A 17,117-nucleotide genomic window follows, 5' to 3' on the forward strand; every position below is an offset into this window, starting at 1 on the left:
TTTGTCGTTTCTCACGGGGACCACAATCATTATTTCTTTAAAAAGGATTTATCAGCAGAGCAGATTAAGGCTGCTCAAGAGCACTTGAAGGAACATCATCAGGTAGAACCTGTTAAACCACTTGCAAAAGATGTAGAAGCATTTTCTAGAGATGCAAGTGATGAAGAAAAAATAGCTTATATTTCTAAGACTTATGGTGTTCCACTTGAAGCCATTCGTATTTCAAATGGATTCTTTGTATTTGGTAATCCAGACCAGGCTTATGATCCAACTCACATACACCCTTACGCTGTTCGTAAGGAACATGTTCGTATTCCTTTGGTAACTGGAGATCCAGAACTTGATTTCCTAAATGAGTTATACACAACGGCTCTTCGTGACGGTGTTTCACCTTATAGCTTACAAGTAGAAAATGGAAGCTTTGTAATACCTCACGGCGACCACAACCACTACATCAAGGTTCAAACTAAAGGTTATGAAGTTGCTTTGAAAAACAAAATTCCTGCATTACAGTCAACTTATCAACCTGGTGCTTTTGATGAAAAAGCAGTCCAGTATAAGGTTGATCAACTCTTGGCAGAGAGTCGTGAAGTCTATAAAGATAAGCCAAGTCTACAACGACAAATTGAGCTTGCTTTGGGACAATTCTCTGAGAATATGAAGAAGCTATCAACCAACTCTACTGCAGGTTATTTGGCAGCTTTGGATTTGTTTGATAAGCAGTATATTCACATTGACTCAAGTGTCAAACCAACAGAAATCAGTCCTTTAGACAAGAAATATCAAGCTTTAGTAGATAAGATTAATACCTTAGACACAGATGCTTATGGACTTCCTAAGAAGGATTTATTGACTCAGCTTCAAGAAAATAAACTAGCCCAAGATGAAGCAGGTTTAGATGCAGTTGAAGCTAAGTTACAAGCTTTGCAAGATTTTAATGACCGTACTGGTGTCACAACAGTTGAGTATATTAAATATTTCTATCAACATCTATCTGATGGTCGCTTAAATGACAATCTCCGTAATAAAGTTGCTAACTTAACCTGGACTCTTTATCAGTCACAATCCTTCCTTAAGGCAACTGATTTAAATAAACTCTTCCCAGAAATCTATCAAACAAAACTAGAAGTTGAAGAAGCTCTTAAAAATGAACCAGTTTCAAGTAAGCATTCTGAGACAATCTTGGATAAAGAAAAAGTTGATGGCCATAGTGCTAAAACTGCGGTTTATGAGTTCTTGAAAGGATTGTTTGATGATATTCAACCTGAGGACCAAAGTAACCATGTCTTAAAAGGTCAGGTAGCAGGACTTTTAACAAAAGCTGTAGAATTGGTAAGCCAAGTGAAAGAAGAAGGTGTTAAAGCTTCACTTGTTGACGAAGTGAAGAATCTGAAAGCTGCCTTTGACAAAGAGGGTGCTGACCTAGATGAATTAAACACGCAAGTACAAGATCTTCTGAAACGTATTTCATTAACTATTCAGAAAGAAAGCCAGGAAGAGGCTCAAGATCCACAACTTTTGGCACTTTATCAACAGCTTTATAACGGAATTATTGCCCTCCATAGCTATTTGGAGATGAATCATGGTTCAGATGCTGACTTTGAAAAAGTAGATGCTCTGTTTGATAAACTAGCAGCAGCAAGTAAGGATAAGCAGACTCTTCTAGCTGTTGCCCAAGAAATTGTTTTATTAAACCAAGAGTTTCAATCTAAAGTCAAGCCAGCTGAAGCTAGCACAGAAACAGCCAATACAGAAACAAACGATAAACAAGCTGAGTCAAACTTAACTCCTGCAACTACCTCTCCAGAAACGAGAGAAAAAGTAGCAGAATAAGCAAAAGACGAAGTAGCTAAGCTACCTCGTCTTTTTTAGTCTTTATAAGCTACAATTCCAATAATAGTGTCAACTGCACGTTCCATAGTTTGAAGGCTGACATATTCAAAACGACCGTGCATATTTTCACCACCAGCGAAGATATTCGGCGTTGGAATTCCCATAAAGGAAATTTTAGAACCGTCTGTTCCTCCACGAATTGGTTCGATAATAGGTGTGATATCAAGGTCTTCCATAACCGCTTTGGCAATGGTTACTGGTGTCATATCCTTTTCAATGACTTCTTTCATGTTGTAGTACTGGTCTGTCAATGTTAAAGTAACACGATCACTACCAAGTTCTTGGTTCATTTTATCAGTAATAGCTTGCATGGCAGCTTTTCGTGCTTCAAAGGCATCCTTTTCAAAGTCACGAATGATATAGCTAGCACTCGCTTCCTCAACAGTTCCAGTTATATCCATGAGATGGTAGAAACCTTGGTAACCATCAGTAAATTCAGGTCGGTCACCAGCTGGAAGTTGGTTGTGGAAATCAATCGCCAACTGAAGGGCGTTAACCATTTGTCCTTTGGCCGTTCCTGGGTGAACATTACGACCTTGGAAGTGAAGTTCGGCACCTGCAGCAGAGAAGGTTTCATACTGAAGTTCACCAAGAGGCCCACCGTCAACTGTATAGGCAAAGTCAACATTGAAGTCTTCTGCATCAAATTTATTGGCACCAACACCGATTTCTTCATCAGGTCCAAAGCCGACACGAATTTCGCAGTGCTTAATTTCAGGATGAGCAGTCAAGTATTCGATAGCTGTCATGATTTCGGCGATACCTGATTTATCATCGGCACCGAGAAGGGTAGTTCCATCAGTAGTAATCAATGTTTGTCCATGATATTTCTCTAAGCTCTTAAAATCTGCTGGATCGAGCTTGAAACCAGATTCTCCAAGATCGATAAGGCCACCGTCGTAGTTTTCAACTACTTGTGGATTGACACCTTCAGCATTAAAATCTGCCGTATCCATGTGGGAGATAAAACCAATCTTACGAGTCAAACTAGGATCATTAGCTGGAAGAGTACCGATAGCAAAACCGTTTCGCAAATAATAGACATTTTGCAAACCGATACGTTTCATCTCAGGGATGAGGACGTTGGTCGCAAAGTCTACTTGACTTTGGGTACTTGGTGTAGTGGTTGAATGTTCGTCAGAACGTGTATTGACTTTGACATAAGTCAAAAAACGCTCCAACAATGTTGGATATTTCATAAAAACTCCTTTTTTCCTTCTTTTAAAACCATTGTATCATAGAAAGAAGAGAAAAACAAAAGTCGGAAGGGAGATAAAATCCTTATGTTAGCGTTTACTTATGGCTTCTTTAGTGATACAATAAAAAAGATAAAAATATCACAAGGATGCAGAGATGAAAAAAGCAATTTTAATGATGACATTTGGTTCACCAGAAGAGATTACCTTTGAAGGAGTAGCCGACTTTTTTACCAACATTCGTCGAGGAGTTCGACCTCAAGACCACGAGATTCAAACCCTTTATGATAATTATGTTCGAATTGGAGGCACTCCGCTTCAAAAAATTACCCGTAAAGAAGTTGCCTTGGTAGAAGCTAGGTTAGGAAATGAATATAGTGTCTATTTTGCCAATAAATTTTCAACCCCTTTTATTCCAGATGTAATTCGGCAAATGGAAGCAGATGGCATTGAAAAGTGTATTTGCTTGATTTTGGAGCCACACTATTCCTTTTACTCTGTCATGGGGTACGAAAAGTTTCTGGAAAGCAAACAAATTCAGTTTTTAGTTATTAAGAACTGGTATCAAGAAGAAGCACTATTAAACTATTGGACGGCTGAAATTGCTAGGATTTTAAAAGAAAAGGTGAAACAGGATAGCTTTAAAGTCATCTTTTCTGCCCACAGTGTGCCCATTTTTGCCTTGGATTTTGGTGATCCCTATATCGACCAGATTTTCGAAAATAGCAAGTTAATTGCTGAGAAATTAGGCTTGAAACCAGAGCAATATACCAACACTTGGCAGAGCGAAAGTGATATTGGTATTCCTTGGATTAAGCCAGATGTTCTAGAATATCTTAGAGAACAGGAAGAACATCCAGAGCATTATATTTTTGTGCCTATTAGTTTTATCAGTGAGCATATTGAAGTCTTGTTTGACAACGATGTGGAATGTCAAGACTTGTGTCAGGAATTGGAGGTGAACTACCATCGTCCACCAATGCCAAATACAGATTCTCGTTTGATTGATGCCTTGATCAATATTATCGGAGCTAATGAACATAAAGAATTTAGAGAATTCCTCCCCGAAGAAGAAACCTTTGATGAATTAGTCCCTTCGGATGAAACTAAGAATATTTTAGATGAATCACAAGACTTACAAATGCCAGAATTTGTTAAAAAATTAATTGAGAAAAAAGGTCGTGAAAATGTCAAGATGCCTTATTTAATCAAAAAAATGCTTGAAAAAGCTGGCAAATTACCTAAAGACTAAGTGAAAATAGAAAAGAACTGGTAAATTTTGTTTCAAATATCTGCTAAGGCAGGATATACTTAGAAGGTGAAAGAAAAGGCGGTGGGACAGAAATCGATAGACAAAGTCTTGATTTCGTAGTCTCAGCCCCGCGAGGATGATTAGGAATTTTTTGGAGTCTAAAAGACGAACAAAAAGTCCAATCAGCTACCGCGTCAAATTATGATTGATAATAAAAAGTGAGGTCGGGATCTTTTTGTCCCAACCTCTTTTTAGGTGACTAGTATTTTTATGACCTAGTTTTTATATTATTTACCTAAACAAAATTGGCTAAACAATTGAGTAATAAGTTCATCTGGCGCTGCATCACCTGTAATTTCTCCGAGGATTTCCCAGGTTCGAGTTAAATCAACCTGAAGCAGGTCAACTGGCATACCCAGTTCAAGACCTTCGTTAACTGCTTGTAAGCTTTCAACAGCCTTTTCGATTAATGAAATATGACGGGCGTTAGATAGATAAGTAGCATCTTGCTCGACCAAGCCAGCATTTTCAAAGAAGAGGTTATTGATGCGTTCTTCAATCTTATCAATGTTTTGATTTTTCAGGACTGAAATGCGGATGATATCTTCTGGAAGTTCCTCTGTTTCAATAGCTTCTGGCAGGTCAGTTTTGTTGAGAAGAATGATTCGATTAGTATCTTGACTAATTTCAAGAAGTTGTCGGTCTTGGGCAGTTAGAGGTTCGCTAGCGTTTAGGACTAGTAGAACTAAGTCAGCTTCCTTGAGGGCTTTTTTGGAGCGTTCAACCCCGATCTGTTCCACGACATCATCTGTTTCACGAATACCAGCAGTATCAATCAACTTCAGTGGAACACCGTTAATATTGACGTATTCTTCGATGACATCTCGAGTAGTCCCTGCAATATCCGTTACAATGGCTTTATCTTCACGGAGGAGGTTGTTGAGGAGACTTGATTTCCCAACGTTAGGGCGACCGATGATGGCCGTTGCAATTCCTTCGCGGAGGATTTTCCCACGACGTGCAGTTTTTAGGAGATTGGTCAAGAGTTGTTCAAACTCCATAGTTTTTTCACGGACAACAGCAGTAGTGGCTTCTTCCACATCGTCATACTCAGGGTAATCGATATTAACCTCAACCTGAGCCAAGGTATTGAGAATTTCCTGACGAGTATTGTTAATGAGGTCAGACAGGGATCCATCAAGTTGTTTGACTGCTATATTCATAGCCTTGTCAGTCTTAGCACGAATGATATCCATAACAGCCTCAGCCTGAGTCAAGTCCACACGACCATTAAGGAAGGCACGCTTGGTAAATTCACCAGGTTCTGCCATGCGAGCCCCTTCACGGATAGCCAGTTGGAGAATTTCATTGGTTACGGCGATTCCACCGTGAGTGTTAATCTCGATAATATCTTCACGAGTAAAGGTCTTTGGAGACCTCATAGCTCCTACCATGACCTCATCCATAACTTTACCAGTCAAAGGATCAACAATGTGGCCGTAGTTAAGAGTGTGGCTAGCAACCTTGCTCAAGTCCTTGCCTTTAAAGATTTTCTGCGCAATGGCAAAACTGTCTGTTCCGCTCAAGCGGACAATACCAATAGCTCCTTCTCCAAGAGGTGTGGAGATTGCAGCAATGGTATCAAATTCACGTGTAATCATTTCATTTCCTTTTAACAATTTATATACAAATATCTCTTAAAATTGTAACAAATTAAAGTTATTTATTCAACGAATGCCACTTATAAAGAAAAGCCTAAGCATATCGCTTAAGCTTTACTTAGTGCGCATTTCCCCTTGCGGGAAGTAAGTTCCTTCAGGCATATCATTGATGATGACATGAACAGCAGATTGTGGTGCACCAGTGTTACGAACCACAGCTTCGGTTACTTCCTTTGCTAGGGCTTTCTTTTGCTCGAGCGTGCGACCTTCAAATAAATCGATACGTACAAATGGCATAATAGCTTCCTCCACTAGTTTTTGATTTCTTTTATTTTACCACATTTTGCCGTTTAAAGCTTTTGGAAAATATGATATACTAGAATGTAGCAGAAAAATAGAAATGGACGTGAAATAGAAACATGGCACAGTTGTATTATCGTTATGGGACCATGAATTCAGGAAAGACCATCGAGATTCTCAAGGTAGCCTATAACTATGAAGAGCAAGGAAAGGGAGTTGTTATCATGACTTCGGCTCTGGATACAAGAGACGGTATAGGCTATGTGTCGAGTCGGATTGGCATGAAGCGACCAGCCATAGCTATCGAAAATGATACAGATATTTATGGTTTGATTCGAGATTTGGAAGTTAAACCCTACTGTGTTTTGGTCGATGAAGCTCAGTTTCTGAAGCGTCATCATGTTTACGATTTAGCTCGTGTCGTCGATGAGTTAGACATACCTGTTATGGCCTTTGGTTTAAAGAATGACTTTCGTAATGAACTGTTTGAAGGATCTAAACATCTATTGTTATTAGCAGATAAAATTGATGAGATCAAAACCATTTGTCAGTATTGTAAGAAAAAGGCGACCATGGTACTACGTACGCTAGATGGAAAACCTACTTATGAAGGTGAACAAATACAGATAGGTGGCAATGAAACCTATATCTCGGTTTGCCGTAAACATTATTTTGCCCCACTGATAACATCTAAAAAGGAACAAGACTATGACAATTGAACTAAGAGATGTTACGATGAAAAATTATTTTGATGTTCTGAATTTGGATGTTAAGGAATATCAAAAACAATTTATTGCTACCAACGCAATTAGTTTAGCTGAAGCATATGTCTACACAAAAAATGGAGATTTTGTAGCTCCATTGGCAGTTTACGATAATGATGCAATCATAGGTTTTGTGATGTTAGCTTATGATAAAAAAATCGGAATTAGTAATGAAAATTATTTACTATTTCGTTTCATGATTGATAAGCATTTTCAAGATCAAGGTTATTTTAAACCAATTATGGATAAGGTGATAGACTATGTTCGGACAGCGCCAGCAGGTTTATCCAATAAACTTTGGTTGTCTTATGAATCAGAAAATGAACATGCAAGATCTTGTTACCTCAGTTATGGATTTAAAGAAACTGGGGAAATATTTGAGAATGAAGTAGTAGCCATATACGATTTAACAATTGAAAAATAAGGAGAAAAAATGAACATCTATGATCAACTACAAGCTGTAGAAGACCGTTATGAAGAATTAGGAGAATTGCTCAGTGACCCTGATGTCGTTTCAGACACCAAGCGTTTCATGGAGCTTTCAAAAGAAGAAGCTTCAACTCGTGACACAGTAACAGCCTACCGTGAATACAAACAAGTCCTTCAAAATATTGTCGACGCTGAGGAAATGATTAAAGAATCAGGCGGAGATGCTGACTTGGAAGAAATGGCCAAGCAAGAACTCAAGGACGCTAAGGCTGAAAAAGAAGAGTACGAAGAAAAACTAAAAATATTGCTTCTTCCAAAGGATCCAAACGATGACAAGAACATCATCCTTGAAATCCGTGGGGCAGCTGGTGGAGACGAAGCAGCACTTTTTGCTGGAGACCTTCTAACCATGTATCAAAAGTATGCTGAAGCTCAAGGCTGGCGCTTTGAAGTTATGGAAGCCTCAATGAATGGGGTTGGTGGTTTCAAAGAAGTGGTTGCCATGGTTTCTGGTCAGTCAGTTTATTCTAAACTCAAGTATGAGTCTGGTGCTCACCGTGTGCAACGTGTCCCCGTGACAGAAAGTCAAGGCCGTGTTCATACCTCAACAGCAACAGTTCTTGTCATGCCTGAGGTAGAAGAAGTAGAGTACGATATTGATCCAAAAGACCTACGTGTCGATATCTACCATGCATCAGGTGCTGGTGGACAGAACGTCAACAAGGTTGCGACTGCCGTTCGTATCGTCCACTTACCAACCAATATCAAGGTTGAGATGCAGGAAGAACGTACCCAGCAGAAAAACCGTGAGAAGGCTATGAAGATTATTCGTGCGCGTGTTGCTGACCACTTTGCTCAGATTGCTCAAGATGAGCAAGATGCTGAGCGTAAGTCTACAATCGGTACTGGTGATCGTTCAGAGCGTATCCGTACTTACAATTTCCCGCAAAACCGTGTCACAGACCACCGTATTGGCTTAACACTTCAAAAACTTGATACTATCTTGTCTGGTAAACTAGATGAAGTTGTAGATGCTTTGGTTCTTTATGACCAAACACAAAAATTGGAAGAATTAAACAAATAATGAAATTAGCTCAAATTTTTAAAGATTTTGAGGAAAAGTTGATAGTACAAGGAGAGGAAGCAGAAAGCCTCTCCTTTGTCTATCGTAGCCTAAAAAATCTATCTTTTACAGACTTCGTCTTTGCCCTCCAGCAAGAAGCAACAGAGGAAGAGAAGCAATTTGTGGAGGAAATTTACAAGAAATTAGCAGCACATATACCTGCCCAGTACATTATCGGTCATGCTGAATTCTTTGGGATGCAGTTAAAAGTAGATGAGCGGGTTTTGATTCCCCGCCCAGAGACAGAAGAGCTAGTAGACCTCATCTTGACTGAAAATCCTGAGAAAAATCTTAAAGTACTAGATATCGGAACAGGAAGCGGTGCAATAGCCCTTGCTTTAGCTAAAAATAGACCAGATTGGTCGCTCACAGCTGCTGACATTTCACAGGATGCTTTAGACTTATCGTTGGAGAATGCTAACGCTCAAAATCTAAATCTCTCTTTTATCAAATCTGACTGTTTCTCCGAAATTTCTTCAAAATATGATATAATTGTATCCAATCCACCATACATTTCTCGTGAGGATCAAGAAGAAGTTGGCTTGAATGTTTTGCATTCAGAACCACACTTGGCACTTTTTGCTGACGAGGATGGCCTAGCTATCTACCGTAGAATCGCGGAAGACTCCAAGGACTATCTAAATGATGGTGGTAAGATTTATCTTGAAATTGGCTACAAACAAGGTCAAAGTGTGCCCGCTCTCTTTATGGAAAATCTTCCAGATAAACGAGTTCGTACTCTGAAAGACCAATTTGGCCAAGATAGGATGGTAGTCATTGATGATGGAGAAAATTAAGCAAGAGTTGGAAAAAGGTGGAGCAGTAGTTTTGCCAACTGAGACGGTTTATGGACTTTTTGCAAAAGCATTGGATAAAAAGGCTGTTGACCATGTCTACCAGCTTAAACGTCGTCCAAGAGATAAGGCTCTCAATCTCAATGTTGCTAGTTTAGATGATATCTTGAACTTTTCAAAGAATCAGCCACCTTATTTACAAAAACTTGTTGATTGTTTTCTTCCTGGTCCATTGACCATTATCCTAGAAGCTAATGACAAGGTCCCTTACTGGGTTAATTCAGACTTGACGACTGTTGGATTTCGGATGCCCAGTCACCCTATAACTCTAGAATTGATTCGTGAGTTTGGTCCCTTAATCGGCCCGTCTGCAAATATTTCAGGGCATACAAGCGGTGTTAGCTTTGAAGAAATTTTAAAAGAATTTGGACAAGAGGTTCTGGGAATAGAAGATGATGCTTTTTTAACAGGTCAAGATTCGACTATTTTAGATTTGACTGCTTCTAAGGCAAGAATTCTACGTCAAGGTTCGATAACTCGAGAAGATATCCTTGCCAAGATACCTGAAATTCCTTTTGAGGAGGTATGATATGCTACGTGCTTTGAAAGCAACAGATGTTGCATCGATTCATGAGATTAACAAAGAAGCTTTAGGTTATGATTTTAGCCCTGAGGAAACGGCTAGTCAACTAACCAAATTATCCCAAGACTCACATCATTTCCTACTTGGTTATGAGGATGATACTAGTCACGAACTAGTTGGTTATATCCACGCTGAGGTTTATGAATCCCTTTATTCTAAAGCAGGATTCAATATCTTAGCCTTGGCAGTGTTGCCACAAAGCCAGGGTAGAGGTATTGGTAGAGATTTACTTGAAGGGTTGGAGAAAGAAACGAAAAGACGGAGTTATGAGTTTATTCGATTAAACTCTGCAGACCATCGTCTTGGTGCGCATGCATTTTATGAGAGAGTTGGTTATACTTGTGATAAAGTGCAAAAACGATTTATTAAGTTAATTAAAGGAGAAAAACTATGATTTTTGACAAAGAAGATTTTAAAGCTTATGATGCTGATCTTTGGAATGCTATTGCCAAAGAAGAGGAACGCCAACAAAATAATATTGAATTAATTGCTTCAGAGAACGTAGTTTCTAAAGCTGTTATGGCTGCTCAAGGGTCTATCTTGACTAATAAATACGCCGAAGGCTATCCAGGACGTCGTTACTATGGTGGTACTGATGTAGTGGATGTTATCGAAAGTCTAGCTATTGAACGTGCGAAAGAAATCTTTGGTGCTAAATTTGCCAATGTCCAACCTCACTCAGGAAGTCAAGCTAACTGTGCAGCATACATGGCCTTGATCGAACCAGGTGATACTGTTATGGGAATGGATTTGGCTGCAGGTGGGCACTTGACTCACGGAGCTCCTGTTAGCTTCTCAGGTCAAACCTATAACTTTGTTTCATATAGCGTTGATCCAGAGACAGAGCTATTGGACTTTGATGCCATCTTGAAACAAGCTCAAGAAGTGCAACCAAAACTTATCGTTGCTGGTGCCTCAGCCTATTCTCACATCATTGATTTCTCAAAATTTCGTGAAATTGCGGATGCTGTGGGGGCAAAACTCATGGTTGATATGGCTCATATTGCTGGTTTGGTGGCAGCTGGTCTTCACCCAAATCCAGTTCCATATGCACATATCACAACGACAACGACCCACAAAACCCTTCGTGGACCTCGTGGTGGTTTGATATTGACTAACGATGAAGAACTTGCTAAGAAAATTAACTCAGCTATTTTCCCTGGTATTCAAGGTGGACCATTAGAGCATGTTATCGCAGCAAAAGCTGTTTCATTCAAAGAAGTATTGGATCCTGCTTTTAAAGAATATGCTGCTAATGTCATCAAGAACAGCAAGGCTATGGCAGCTGTCTTTTTGCAAGATTCTGATTTCCGTATTATCTCTGGTGGTACTGAAAACCATCTCTTCCTTGTTGATGTAACCAAGGTTGTAGAGAATGGAAAAGTTGCTCAAAACTTGTTGGATGAAGTAAATATCACGCTAAATAAAAACTCTATCCCATACGAAACTTTGTCTCCATTCAAGACAAGTGGTATTCGTATCGGAGCAGCCGCAATAACTGCACGTGGGTTTGGTGAAGAAGAAAGCCGAAAAGTGGCAGAGCTCATCATTAAAGCACTCAAGAATGCAGATAATGAAGCTGTATTAGAAGAAGTAAGAAGTGTAGTCAAAGCTTTGACAGATGCCTTCCCATTATACGAGGACTAATACTTTTATGGACATTTATATTAAGAAAGCCATTATCCATCAGTTCAGCCCTAATGACACGGAGTTGTTTCTAGCGGATAAGTTTCTCAATATTACTCCAAAAATCGAAGAATACCTACGCAAAAAGGTTGAGCGTGTGTATTCAGATGAAGCTAAGACTGGGATTTTCGAAGAAGAAAATCCCTTCTTCAATCACATCACAGACGATTTGTTGGAGACTTCAGTAACACTAGCCAATCTCTGGAAAGAAGAGTTCAGCATTTCTGAGAATCTCAAGACTAATGATTTAATTTTCATTCAGTTCTCCAAAGATGGCGTAGAGCATTTTGCTTTTTTACGTATTGCTTTACGCGAGACTTTAACTCACCTTGGTGGAGAGGTCGATAATCCAATCAGGCTGACTCAGAATAACTTACCTGGTTTTGGAACAGGTGCTGATGAAGCTTTAGTCGTTAATCTACAGACTCGTAAATACCACCTCATTGAAAAGCGCATCAAGTACAACGGAGCCTTTCTCAATTATTTTTCAGAAAATCTCCTAGCTGTAAATCCTAAAATTTCTCCAAAGAAATCTATCAAGGAACTAGAAAAAACAGCTCAAAAGATTGCCGAAACTTTTAACTCAGATGATTTCCAATTTCAATCTAAGGTCAAGTCTGCAATTTTCAATCATCTAGAAGAAAATAATGAACTTTCTCCTGAAAAATTAGCTAACGATTTATTTGATAACAATCTGACGGCTCGTTTAAGCTTTGTTGATCAAGTGAAAGAAGCAGTACCGGAACCTGTGCAATTTGATGAAATAGATGCTAGTCGTCAACTGAAACGCTTTGAAAACCAAAAACTTTCTCTATCAAATGGGATTGAATTAATTGTGCCAAATAGTATTTATCAAGATGCTGAGTCGGTTGAATTTATTCAAAACGACAATGGAACATACTCTATCTTAATCAAAAATATCGAGGATATACAAAGTAAATAATGTTTAAATTTATACGAAGAATGCTGGTACTAGCAGTCTTCCTTTTCGCTGGATATAAAGCTTATCTGATTCGTCAGGATGTCAAACAAGTCATGACCTATCAACCCTTGGTTCGCGAAATCTTGAATGAAAGAGATACCCCAGCAAACGAAGAGCTTGTGCTCGCCATGATTTATACAGAAACTAAGGGTAAAGAAGGAGACGTGATGCAGTCAAGTGAATCTGCTAGTGGCTCTACTGATACCATAAACGATAATGAAAGTAGTATTCGGCAAGGGGTTCAAACCTTGACAGAAAATCTCTATCTAGCTCAAGAAAAAGGAGTGGATGTCTGGACAGCCATTCAAGCTTATAACTTTGGACCTGCTTATATCGATTTTATCGCCCAGAATGGGAAAAAGAATACTCTTGTACTAGCTAAACAATACTCCAGAGATACAGTCGCACCTATATTAGGAAATACAACAGGGAAAACCTATCGCTACATCAATCCCATTTCTATTTTTCAGGGTGGAGAACTTTATGTGGACGGGGGAAACTATTATTACTCTAGACAGGTTCAGCTAAATCTCTATATTATGAAAATTTTTAATCTATTTTAAGCACCTAGAATTTCTAGGTGCTTTTATAAGTTTTCTTTAAGAATAGTTTAATATGCTAGAGAAGAAAAGGAGGAACGTCTCATGCGAAAGAAATTCTTTCTGACGAGCGCTGCTGTTCTTTTGGCGGTTGCAACACTGCAAAGCGTTCAAGCAGCAACTAATGTTCAAAAAGTCATTGATGAAACCTATGTTCAACCTGAGTATGTCTTAGGTTCTTCATTAACGGAAGATCAAAAAAATCAAACACTAAAAAAACTTGGCTATGATGCCTCTAAAGATACAAAACAGTTGAAAACTATGACACCGGATGTCTACTCAAAGATTATGAATGTAGCAAATGATTCAAGTCTTCAGCTTTATTCATCAGCAAAAATTCAAAAATTAGGAGAAAAATCACCACTTGAGGTCAAGATTGAGACACCTGAAAATATCACTAAAGTGACGCAAGATATGTACCGTAATGCGGCTGTTACCTTGGGTGTGGAGCACGCGCGTATCATCGTTGCGGCACCAATTCCAGTTACTGGTGAAAGTGCCTTAGCAGGTATTTACTATTCCCTTGAGTCTAATGGTGTTCAGTTACCTCAGGAGAATAAAAACTTGGCTCAGGAGGAGTTAAAAGCCTTGTCAGACATCAATGATGAAAACAAGGACAAATCTGGCTATGATGCCAATAAACTCAACGTAGCCCTTGCTGATATCAAGTCTGCTATTGCTAAAGCTAAAGAGTCTAAAGGTGAGCTCACAGAGGATGATGTTCGTAAGATTGTCGAAGACACATTAAAAAATTATAAACTAGATCAGGTTATAACAGGAAATCAGATCAATGTCATCATTAACTTTGCCTTCAATCTTTCAAAGAGTGATATTTTAAATAACGAAGACTTTACTAAGACGCTAAAAGATCTGAAACAAAGTATCGTTGCACAAGCAGGTGATAGTTTCAGCAATATCGATCTAAACTTTGATGCCAATAAAGCTATTCAAGACGGTGGAAACATCCTTAGCTCAATTTGGCAAGCTATCCTTGATTTCTTCAAGAGTTTTGGTGCTTAGGTCAATTCATGGTATAATAGATGGTAACAGGATTGTTGCCGTCTTTTTTTGTCGGTTTATAGAAAGTGAAAATTATGTTAAAGAAAAATTATATTGTAGAAGTTGAGATTGTCGATTTAACTCATGAAGGAGCAGGTGTTGCCAAGGTAGATGGCTTGGTCTTTTTTGTAGAGAATGCTCTACCGACTGAAAAAATCCTTATGCGTGTACTTAAAGTCAACAAGAAGATTGGCTTTGGTAAAGTCGAGGAATACCTTACGCAATCTCCACATCGTAACCAAGACTTAGATTTGGCTTACCTGCGTTCAGGCATTGCCGACTTGGGACATATAGCTTATCCAGAGCAACTCAAGTTTAAAACCAAGCAAGTAAAAGACAGTCTTTATAAGATTGCTGGAATCACGGATATAGAGGTAGCAGATACTCTTGGTATGGAAAATCCTGTCAAGTATCGTAACAAGGCTCAGGTTCCTGTTCGTCGCGTTAATGGTGTTCTGGAGACTGGTTTCTTCCGTAAGAATTCTCATGATCTGATGCCTCTAGAAGATTTTTATATCCAAGATCCAGTGATAGACCAAGTTATTGTGGCTTTACGTGATTTGCTTCGTCGCTATGACTTAAAACCCTATGATGAGAAGGAACAGTCTGGCTTGATTCGTAATCTTGTTGTTCGTCGTGGACATCATTCCGGACAAATCATGGTTATTTTGGTGACCACTCGTCCTAAAATTTTCCGAGTTGAACAGTTGATTGAACAAGTCATCAAGCAGTTCCCAGAGATTGTGTCTGTTATGCAAAATATCAATGACCAGAATACCAATGCCATTTTTGGGAAAGAATGGCGGGTTCTCTATGGTCAAGATTACATTACGGACCAAATGTTGGGGAATAGCTTCCAAATCTCTGGACCAGCCTTTTATCAGGTCAATACAGAAATGGCAGAGAAGCTTTATCAGACAGCTATTGATTTTGCGGAGTTAAAAGAAGATGATGTGGTCATTGATGCCTATTCAGGAATCGGAACTATTGGATTATCTGTCGCTAAGCATGTTAAAGAAGTTTATGGTGTCGAAGTCATACGAGAAGCAGTAGAGAATAGCCAGAAGAATGCTAGCTTAAACGGCATCACCAATGCCCATTATGTCTGTGACACAGCTGAAAATGCCATGAAGAATTGGCTCAAGGAAGGCATCCAACCAACTGCAATCCTAGTCGATCCACCACGCAAGGGCTTGACCGAAAGCTTTATCAAAGCAAGCGCCCAAACAGGAGCAGACCGTATCGCCTATATCTCCTGTAATGTCGCCACCATGGCGCGTGATATCAAACTCTATCAAGAGTTGGGCTACGAGTTGAAGAAAGTCCAGCCGGTGGACCTTTTTCCGCAAACGCATCATGTTGAGTGTGTAGCTTTGCTGGTAAAAGCCTAGAAAACCTTGAACGAAAGGGATAATCGAAAGCCTTGATTGTAAGGCTTTTTATAGTTAAGTCTTTATTACTAAATACTGAATACAAAATATTAAAAAGGTATAAAAGTATCCTAATTTAAATATTTATATTTTAAAAAGAAAATAATTGACACAAGTGTAACACCTGTGATAGAATTGACTTGAGGTGAAGAAAATGGCAACTGATAAAAATAGAATAATGATTAGCTTGGATGATAAAAATCTAGAGAAACTTGAAAATTTAGTAGAAGATGCTAGAGATAGAAGAGGAATGCGACTAACAAAGTCCCAAGTTATAGAATTGCTCCTAAATACTGTTGATTATTTCGATGATATTATGGGAGCTATTTACTCAAAAAAATAACAGCAAAAATGCTATTATTTTTTTACCAACAGGTGCAACACTAGTGATATAGGAGTGATAAAATGGTTGTTTATATTAGACAAAGCAAACTACCAAGTGAAGTTTCAATTAATAAGTACAATGCTCAAGTAGGTGCATACTTACAAGGAGAAGAAGTTATTTTATATCAATCTTTTTCTGAAATAGAACAGTTAACAAGTGAAGATATAGTTGTAGATTATATAATGGAGACTAGAGCATTACTAAAAATGATGGGGTTAAACGTTCCGGTTTATGACTATCCTATTGAGCTCAAAGAGTTTTATGGTCGAAAGATTTATGAAGGCGTTTTGGGAGAGATTGTAAATATACCTGATAATTGGGGAAAATTTATTAAGCCTAAAGCTGGTTCAAAAGTCTTTACTGGAAGAGTTGTTAACGGAACCCGTGATTTGATAGGTATTGGTTTACCTTTTGACTATCCTATATGGATTAGTGAGGTTGTAGAATTCATAGCAGAATGGCGTTGTTTTGTGTTAGATGGTCGCGTATTAGATGTTCGACCCTATACAGGTGATTATCATGCACAATTTGATCCTAGTGTAATTGATGAAGCCATATCATGTTGGAAAGATGCGCCAATAGCTTATGGACTAGATATCGGTGTTACTAGTGATGGCAGGACACTTGTTGTTGAAGTAAATGATGGTTATGCATTGGGAAATTATGGCCTATCTCCTTTAAATTCGATCAATTTTCATAAAGCTAGATGGAAAGAAATGGTAAAACCTTATTTTGAAAAAAACGATGTTTTTAATATGCCTGAAAATGAAAATATAAGTCTCTAAAGGAACAGAAGTAAATCTGTGTTTAACTGCAACTAGTAAGTTGCAGTTTTTTATTTTGAATAATGATATAATAGGATAAGAAAATAATGAAAACGCTATATATTTGAAAGTTGAATAGGAAAGTAGAAAGTATGAA

General features: G+C 38.5%; 18 protein-coding genes. 15 read left to right on the top strand and 3 right to left on the bottom strand.

Features of this window, described 5'->3' with window-relative positions:
- The coding region (locus QM941_RS03360; protein ID WP_414338910.1) for a pneumococcal-type histidine triad protein at positions 1–1,833 on the top strand (1,833 nt) is incomplete at its 5' end.
- A 35-nt stretch (positions 1,834–1,868) separates the two neighbouring features.
- Here the strand turns inward: QM941_RS03360 and pepT are convergent.
- Entirely contained in the window at positions 1,869–3,092 is a 1,224-nt protein-coding gene (gene pepT / locus QM941_RS03365; protein WP_414338912.1) for a peptidase T, read from the bottom strand.
- A gap of 154 nt (positions 3,093–3,246) precedes the next feature.
- Here pepT and hemH point away from each other — a divergent pair, with 154 nt between their 5' ends.
- The gene (gene hemH, locus QM941_RS03370; protein WP_414338914.1) at positions 3,247–4,341 is read left to right on the top strand and encodes a ferrochelatase; all 1,095 of its coding nucleotides are present in this window, start codon (positions 3,247–3,249) and stop codon (positions 4,339–4,341) included.
- 287 nt (positions 4,342–4,628) lie between these two features.
- Here the strand turns inward: hemH and mnmE are convergent, their stop codons facing one another.
- Together mnmE and QM941_RS03380 are read right to left on the bottom strand one after the other, a co-directional pair.
- On the bottom strand, positions 4,629–6,002 hold the full coding sequence (mnmE, locus tag QM941_RS03375; RefSeq protein ID WP_414338916.1) for a tRNA uridine-5-carboxymethylaminomethyl(34) synthesis GTPase MnmE: 1,374 nt from the start codon (positions 6,000–6,002) through the stop codon (positions 4,629–4,631).
- 114 nt (positions 6,003–6,116) lie between these two features.
- On the bottom strand, positions 6,117–6,299 hold the full coding sequence (locus QM941_RS03380; protein ID WP_001117401.1) for a 4-oxalocrotonate tautomerase: 183 nt from the start codon (positions 6,297–6,299) through the stop codon (positions 6,117–6,119).
- Positions 6,300–6,421: 122 nt separating this feature from the next.
- Between QM941_RS03380 and QM941_RS03385 the strand changes: the two genes are divergently transcribed.
- The 13 genes from QM941_RS03385 (at position 6,422) to QM941_RS03445 (ending at position 16,981) form a co-directional block, all read left to right on the top strand.
- On the top strand, positions 6,422–7,021 hold the full coding sequence (locus QM941_RS03385; RefSeq protein WP_414338918.1) for a thymidine kinase: 600 nt from the start codon (positions 6,422–6,424) through the stop codon (positions 7,019–7,021).
- Positions 7,011–7,490 (top strand): GNAT family N-acetyltransferase, encoded by a 480-nt coding sequence (locus tag QM941_RS03390; RefSeq protein WP_414338921.1) that lies wholly within the window; start codon positions 7,011–7,013, stop codon positions 7,488–7,490. Before QM941_RS03385 ends, QM941_RS03390 begins: the two co-directional genes overlap by 11 nt.
- 9 nt (positions 7,491–7,499) lie before the next feature.
- Positions 7,500–8,579 (top strand): peptide chain release factor 1, encoded by a 1,080-nt coding sequence (prfA, locus tag QM941_RS03395; protein WP_001028815.1) that lies wholly within the window; start codon positions 7,500–7,502, stop codon positions 8,577–8,579.
- Positions 8,579–9,415, top strand: coding sequence for a peptide chain release factor N(5)-glutamine methyltransferase (gene prmC, locus QM941_RS03400; RefSeq protein WP_414338924.1), 837 nt, complete (start codon positions 8,579–8,581; stop codon positions 9,413–9,415). Before prfA ends, prmC begins: the two co-directional genes overlap by 1 nt.
- The gene (locus tag QM941_RS03405) at positions 9,399–10,001 is read left to right on the top strand and encodes an L-threonylcarbamoyladenylate synthase (protein ID WP_414338927.1); all 603 of its coding nucleotides are present in this window, start codon (positions 9,399–9,401) and stop codon (positions 9,999–10,001) included. The genes prmC and QM941_RS03405 overlap by 17 nt, the downstream gene beginning before the upstream one ends.
- 1 nt (position 10,002) lies before the next feature.
- The gene (locus tag QM941_RS03410) at positions 10,003–10,449 is read left to right on the top strand and encodes a GNAT family N-acetyltransferase (RefSeq protein ID WP_414338930.1); all 447 of its coding nucleotides are present in this window, start codon (positions 10,003–10,005) and stop codon (positions 10,447–10,449) included.
- Positions 10,446–11,702 (top strand): serine hydroxymethyltransferase, encoded by a 1,257-nt coding sequence (glyA, locus tag QM941_RS03415; RefSeq protein WP_414338933.1) that lies wholly within the window; start codon positions 10,446–10,448, stop codon positions 11,700–11,702. The genes QM941_RS03410 and glyA overlap by 4 nt, the downstream gene beginning before the upstream one ends.
- Positions 11,703–11,709: 7 nt before the next feature.
- Positions 11,710–12,684, top strand: a complete 975-nt coding sequence (locus tag QM941_RS03420; protein ID WP_414338936.1) for a nucleoid-associated protein — start codon at positions 11,710–11,712, stop codon at positions 12,682–12,684.
- Positions 12,684–13,286, top strand: coding sequence for a lysozyme family protein (locus QM941_RS03425; protein WP_075567521.1), 603 nt, complete (start codon positions 12,684–12,686; stop codon positions 13,284–13,286). Before QM941_RS03420 ends, QM941_RS03425 begins: the two co-directional genes overlap by 1 nt.
- 81 nt (positions 13,287–13,367) lie before the next feature.
- Positions 13,368–14,342, top strand: a complete 975-nt coding sequence (locus tag QM941_RS03430) for a DUF1002 domain-containing protein (protein ID WP_414338937.1) — start codon at positions 13,368–13,370, stop codon at positions 14,340–14,342.
- A gap of 74 nt (positions 14,343–14,416) precedes the next feature.
- A complete protein-coding gene (gene rlmD, locus QM941_RS03435; RefSeq protein WP_414338939.1) occupies positions 14,417–15,772 on the top strand; it encodes a 23S rRNA (uracil(1939)-C(5))-methyltransferase RlmD in 1,356 nt (451 codons plus the stop codon).
- A 193-nt stretch (positions 15,773–15,965) separates the two neighbouring features.
- Positions 15,966–16,154, top strand: coding sequence for a hypothetical protein (locus tag QM941_RS03440; RefSeq protein ID WP_000179769.1), 189 nt, complete (start codon positions 15,966–15,968; stop codon positions 16,152–16,154).
- A gap of 62 nt (positions 16,155–16,216) precedes the next feature.
- The gene (locus QM941_RS03445) at positions 16,217–16,981 is read left to right on the top strand and encodes an ATP-grasp domain-containing protein (protein WP_074325022.1); all 765 of its coding nucleotides are present in this window, start codon (positions 16,217–16,219) and stop codon (positions 16,979–16,981) included.
- Positions 16,982–17,117: the final 136 nt, after the last annotated feature.

It is taken from the genome of Streptococcus timonensis (assembly GCF_047460355.1).
GTDB lineage: Bacteria > Bacillota > Bacilli > Lactobacillales > Streptococcaceae > Streptococcus > Streptococcus timonensis_A.

What these genes read in the sequence shown, in the direction of transcription:
- QM941_RS03445 (WP_074325022.1), top strand. Translation starts at nt 16,217, where the DNA reads ATGGTTGTTTATATTAGACAAAGCAAACTACCAAGTGAAGTTTCAATT.
- QM941_RS03440 (WP_000179769.1), top strand. Translation starts at nt 15,966, where the DNA reads ATGGCAACTGATAAAAATAGAATAATGATTAGCTTGGATGATAAAAAT.
- glyA (WP_414338933.1), top strand. Translation starts at nt 10,446, where the DNA reads ATGATTTTTGACAAAGAAGATTTTAAAGCTTATGATGCTGATCTTTGG.
- QM941_RS03390 (WP_414338921.1), top strand. Translation starts at nt 7,011, where the DNA reads ATGACAATTGAACTAAGAGATGTTACGATGAAAAATTATTTTGATGTT.
- QM941_RS03420 (WP_414338936.1), top strand. Translation starts at nt 11,710, where the DNA reads ATGGACATTTATATTAAGAAAGCCATTATCCATCAGTTCAGCCCTAAT.
- prmC (WP_414338924.1), top strand. Translation starts at nt 8,579, where the DNA reads ATGAAATTAGCTCAAATTTTTAAAGATTTTGAGGAAAAGTTGATAGTA.
- rlmD (WP_414338939.1), top strand. Translation starts at nt 14,417, where the DNA reads ATGTTAAAGAAAAATTATATTGTAGAAGTTGAGATTGTCGATTTAACT.
- QM941_RS03405 (WP_414338927.1), top strand. Translation starts at nt 9,399, where the DNA reads ATGATGGAGAAAATTAAGCAAGAGTTGGAAAAAGGTGGAGCAGTAGTT.
- QM941_RS03380 (WP_001117401.1), bottom strand. Translation starts at nt 6,299, where the DNA reads ATGCCATTTGTACGTATCGATTTATTTGAAGGTCGCACGCTCGAGCAA.
- hemH (WP_414338914.1), top strand. Translation starts at nt 3,247, where the DNA reads ATGAAAAAAGCAATTTTAATGATGACATTTGGTTCACCAGAAGAGATT.
- QM941_RS03425 (WP_075567521.1), top strand. Translation starts at nt 12,684, where the DNA reads ATGTTTAAATTTATACGAAGAATGCTGGTACTAGCAGTCTTCCTTTTC.
- QM941_RS03430 (WP_414338937.1), top strand. Translation starts at nt 13,368, where the DNA reads ATGCGAAAGAAATTCTTTCTGACGAGCGCTGCTGTTCTTTTGGCGGTT.
- mnmE (WP_414338916.1), bottom strand. Translation starts at nt 6,002, where the DNA reads ATGATTACACGTGAATTTGATACCATTGCTGCAATCTCCACACCTCTT.
- pepT (WP_414338912.1), bottom strand. Translation starts at nt 3,092, where the DNA reads ATGAAATATCCAACATTGTTGGAGCGTTTTTTGACTTATGTCAAAGTC.
- QM941_RS03385 (WP_414338918.1), top strand. Translation starts at nt 6,422, where the DNA reads ATGGCACAGTTGTATTATCGTTATGGGACCATGAATTCAGGAAAGACC.
- prfA (WP_001028815.1), top strand. Translation starts at nt 7,500, where the DNA reads ATGAACATCTATGATCAACTACAAGCTGTAGAAGACCGTTATGAAGAA.
- QM941_RS03410 (WP_414338930.1), top strand. Translation starts at nt 10,003, where the DNA reads ATGCTACGTGCTTTGAAAGCAACAGATGTTGCATCGATTCATGAGATT.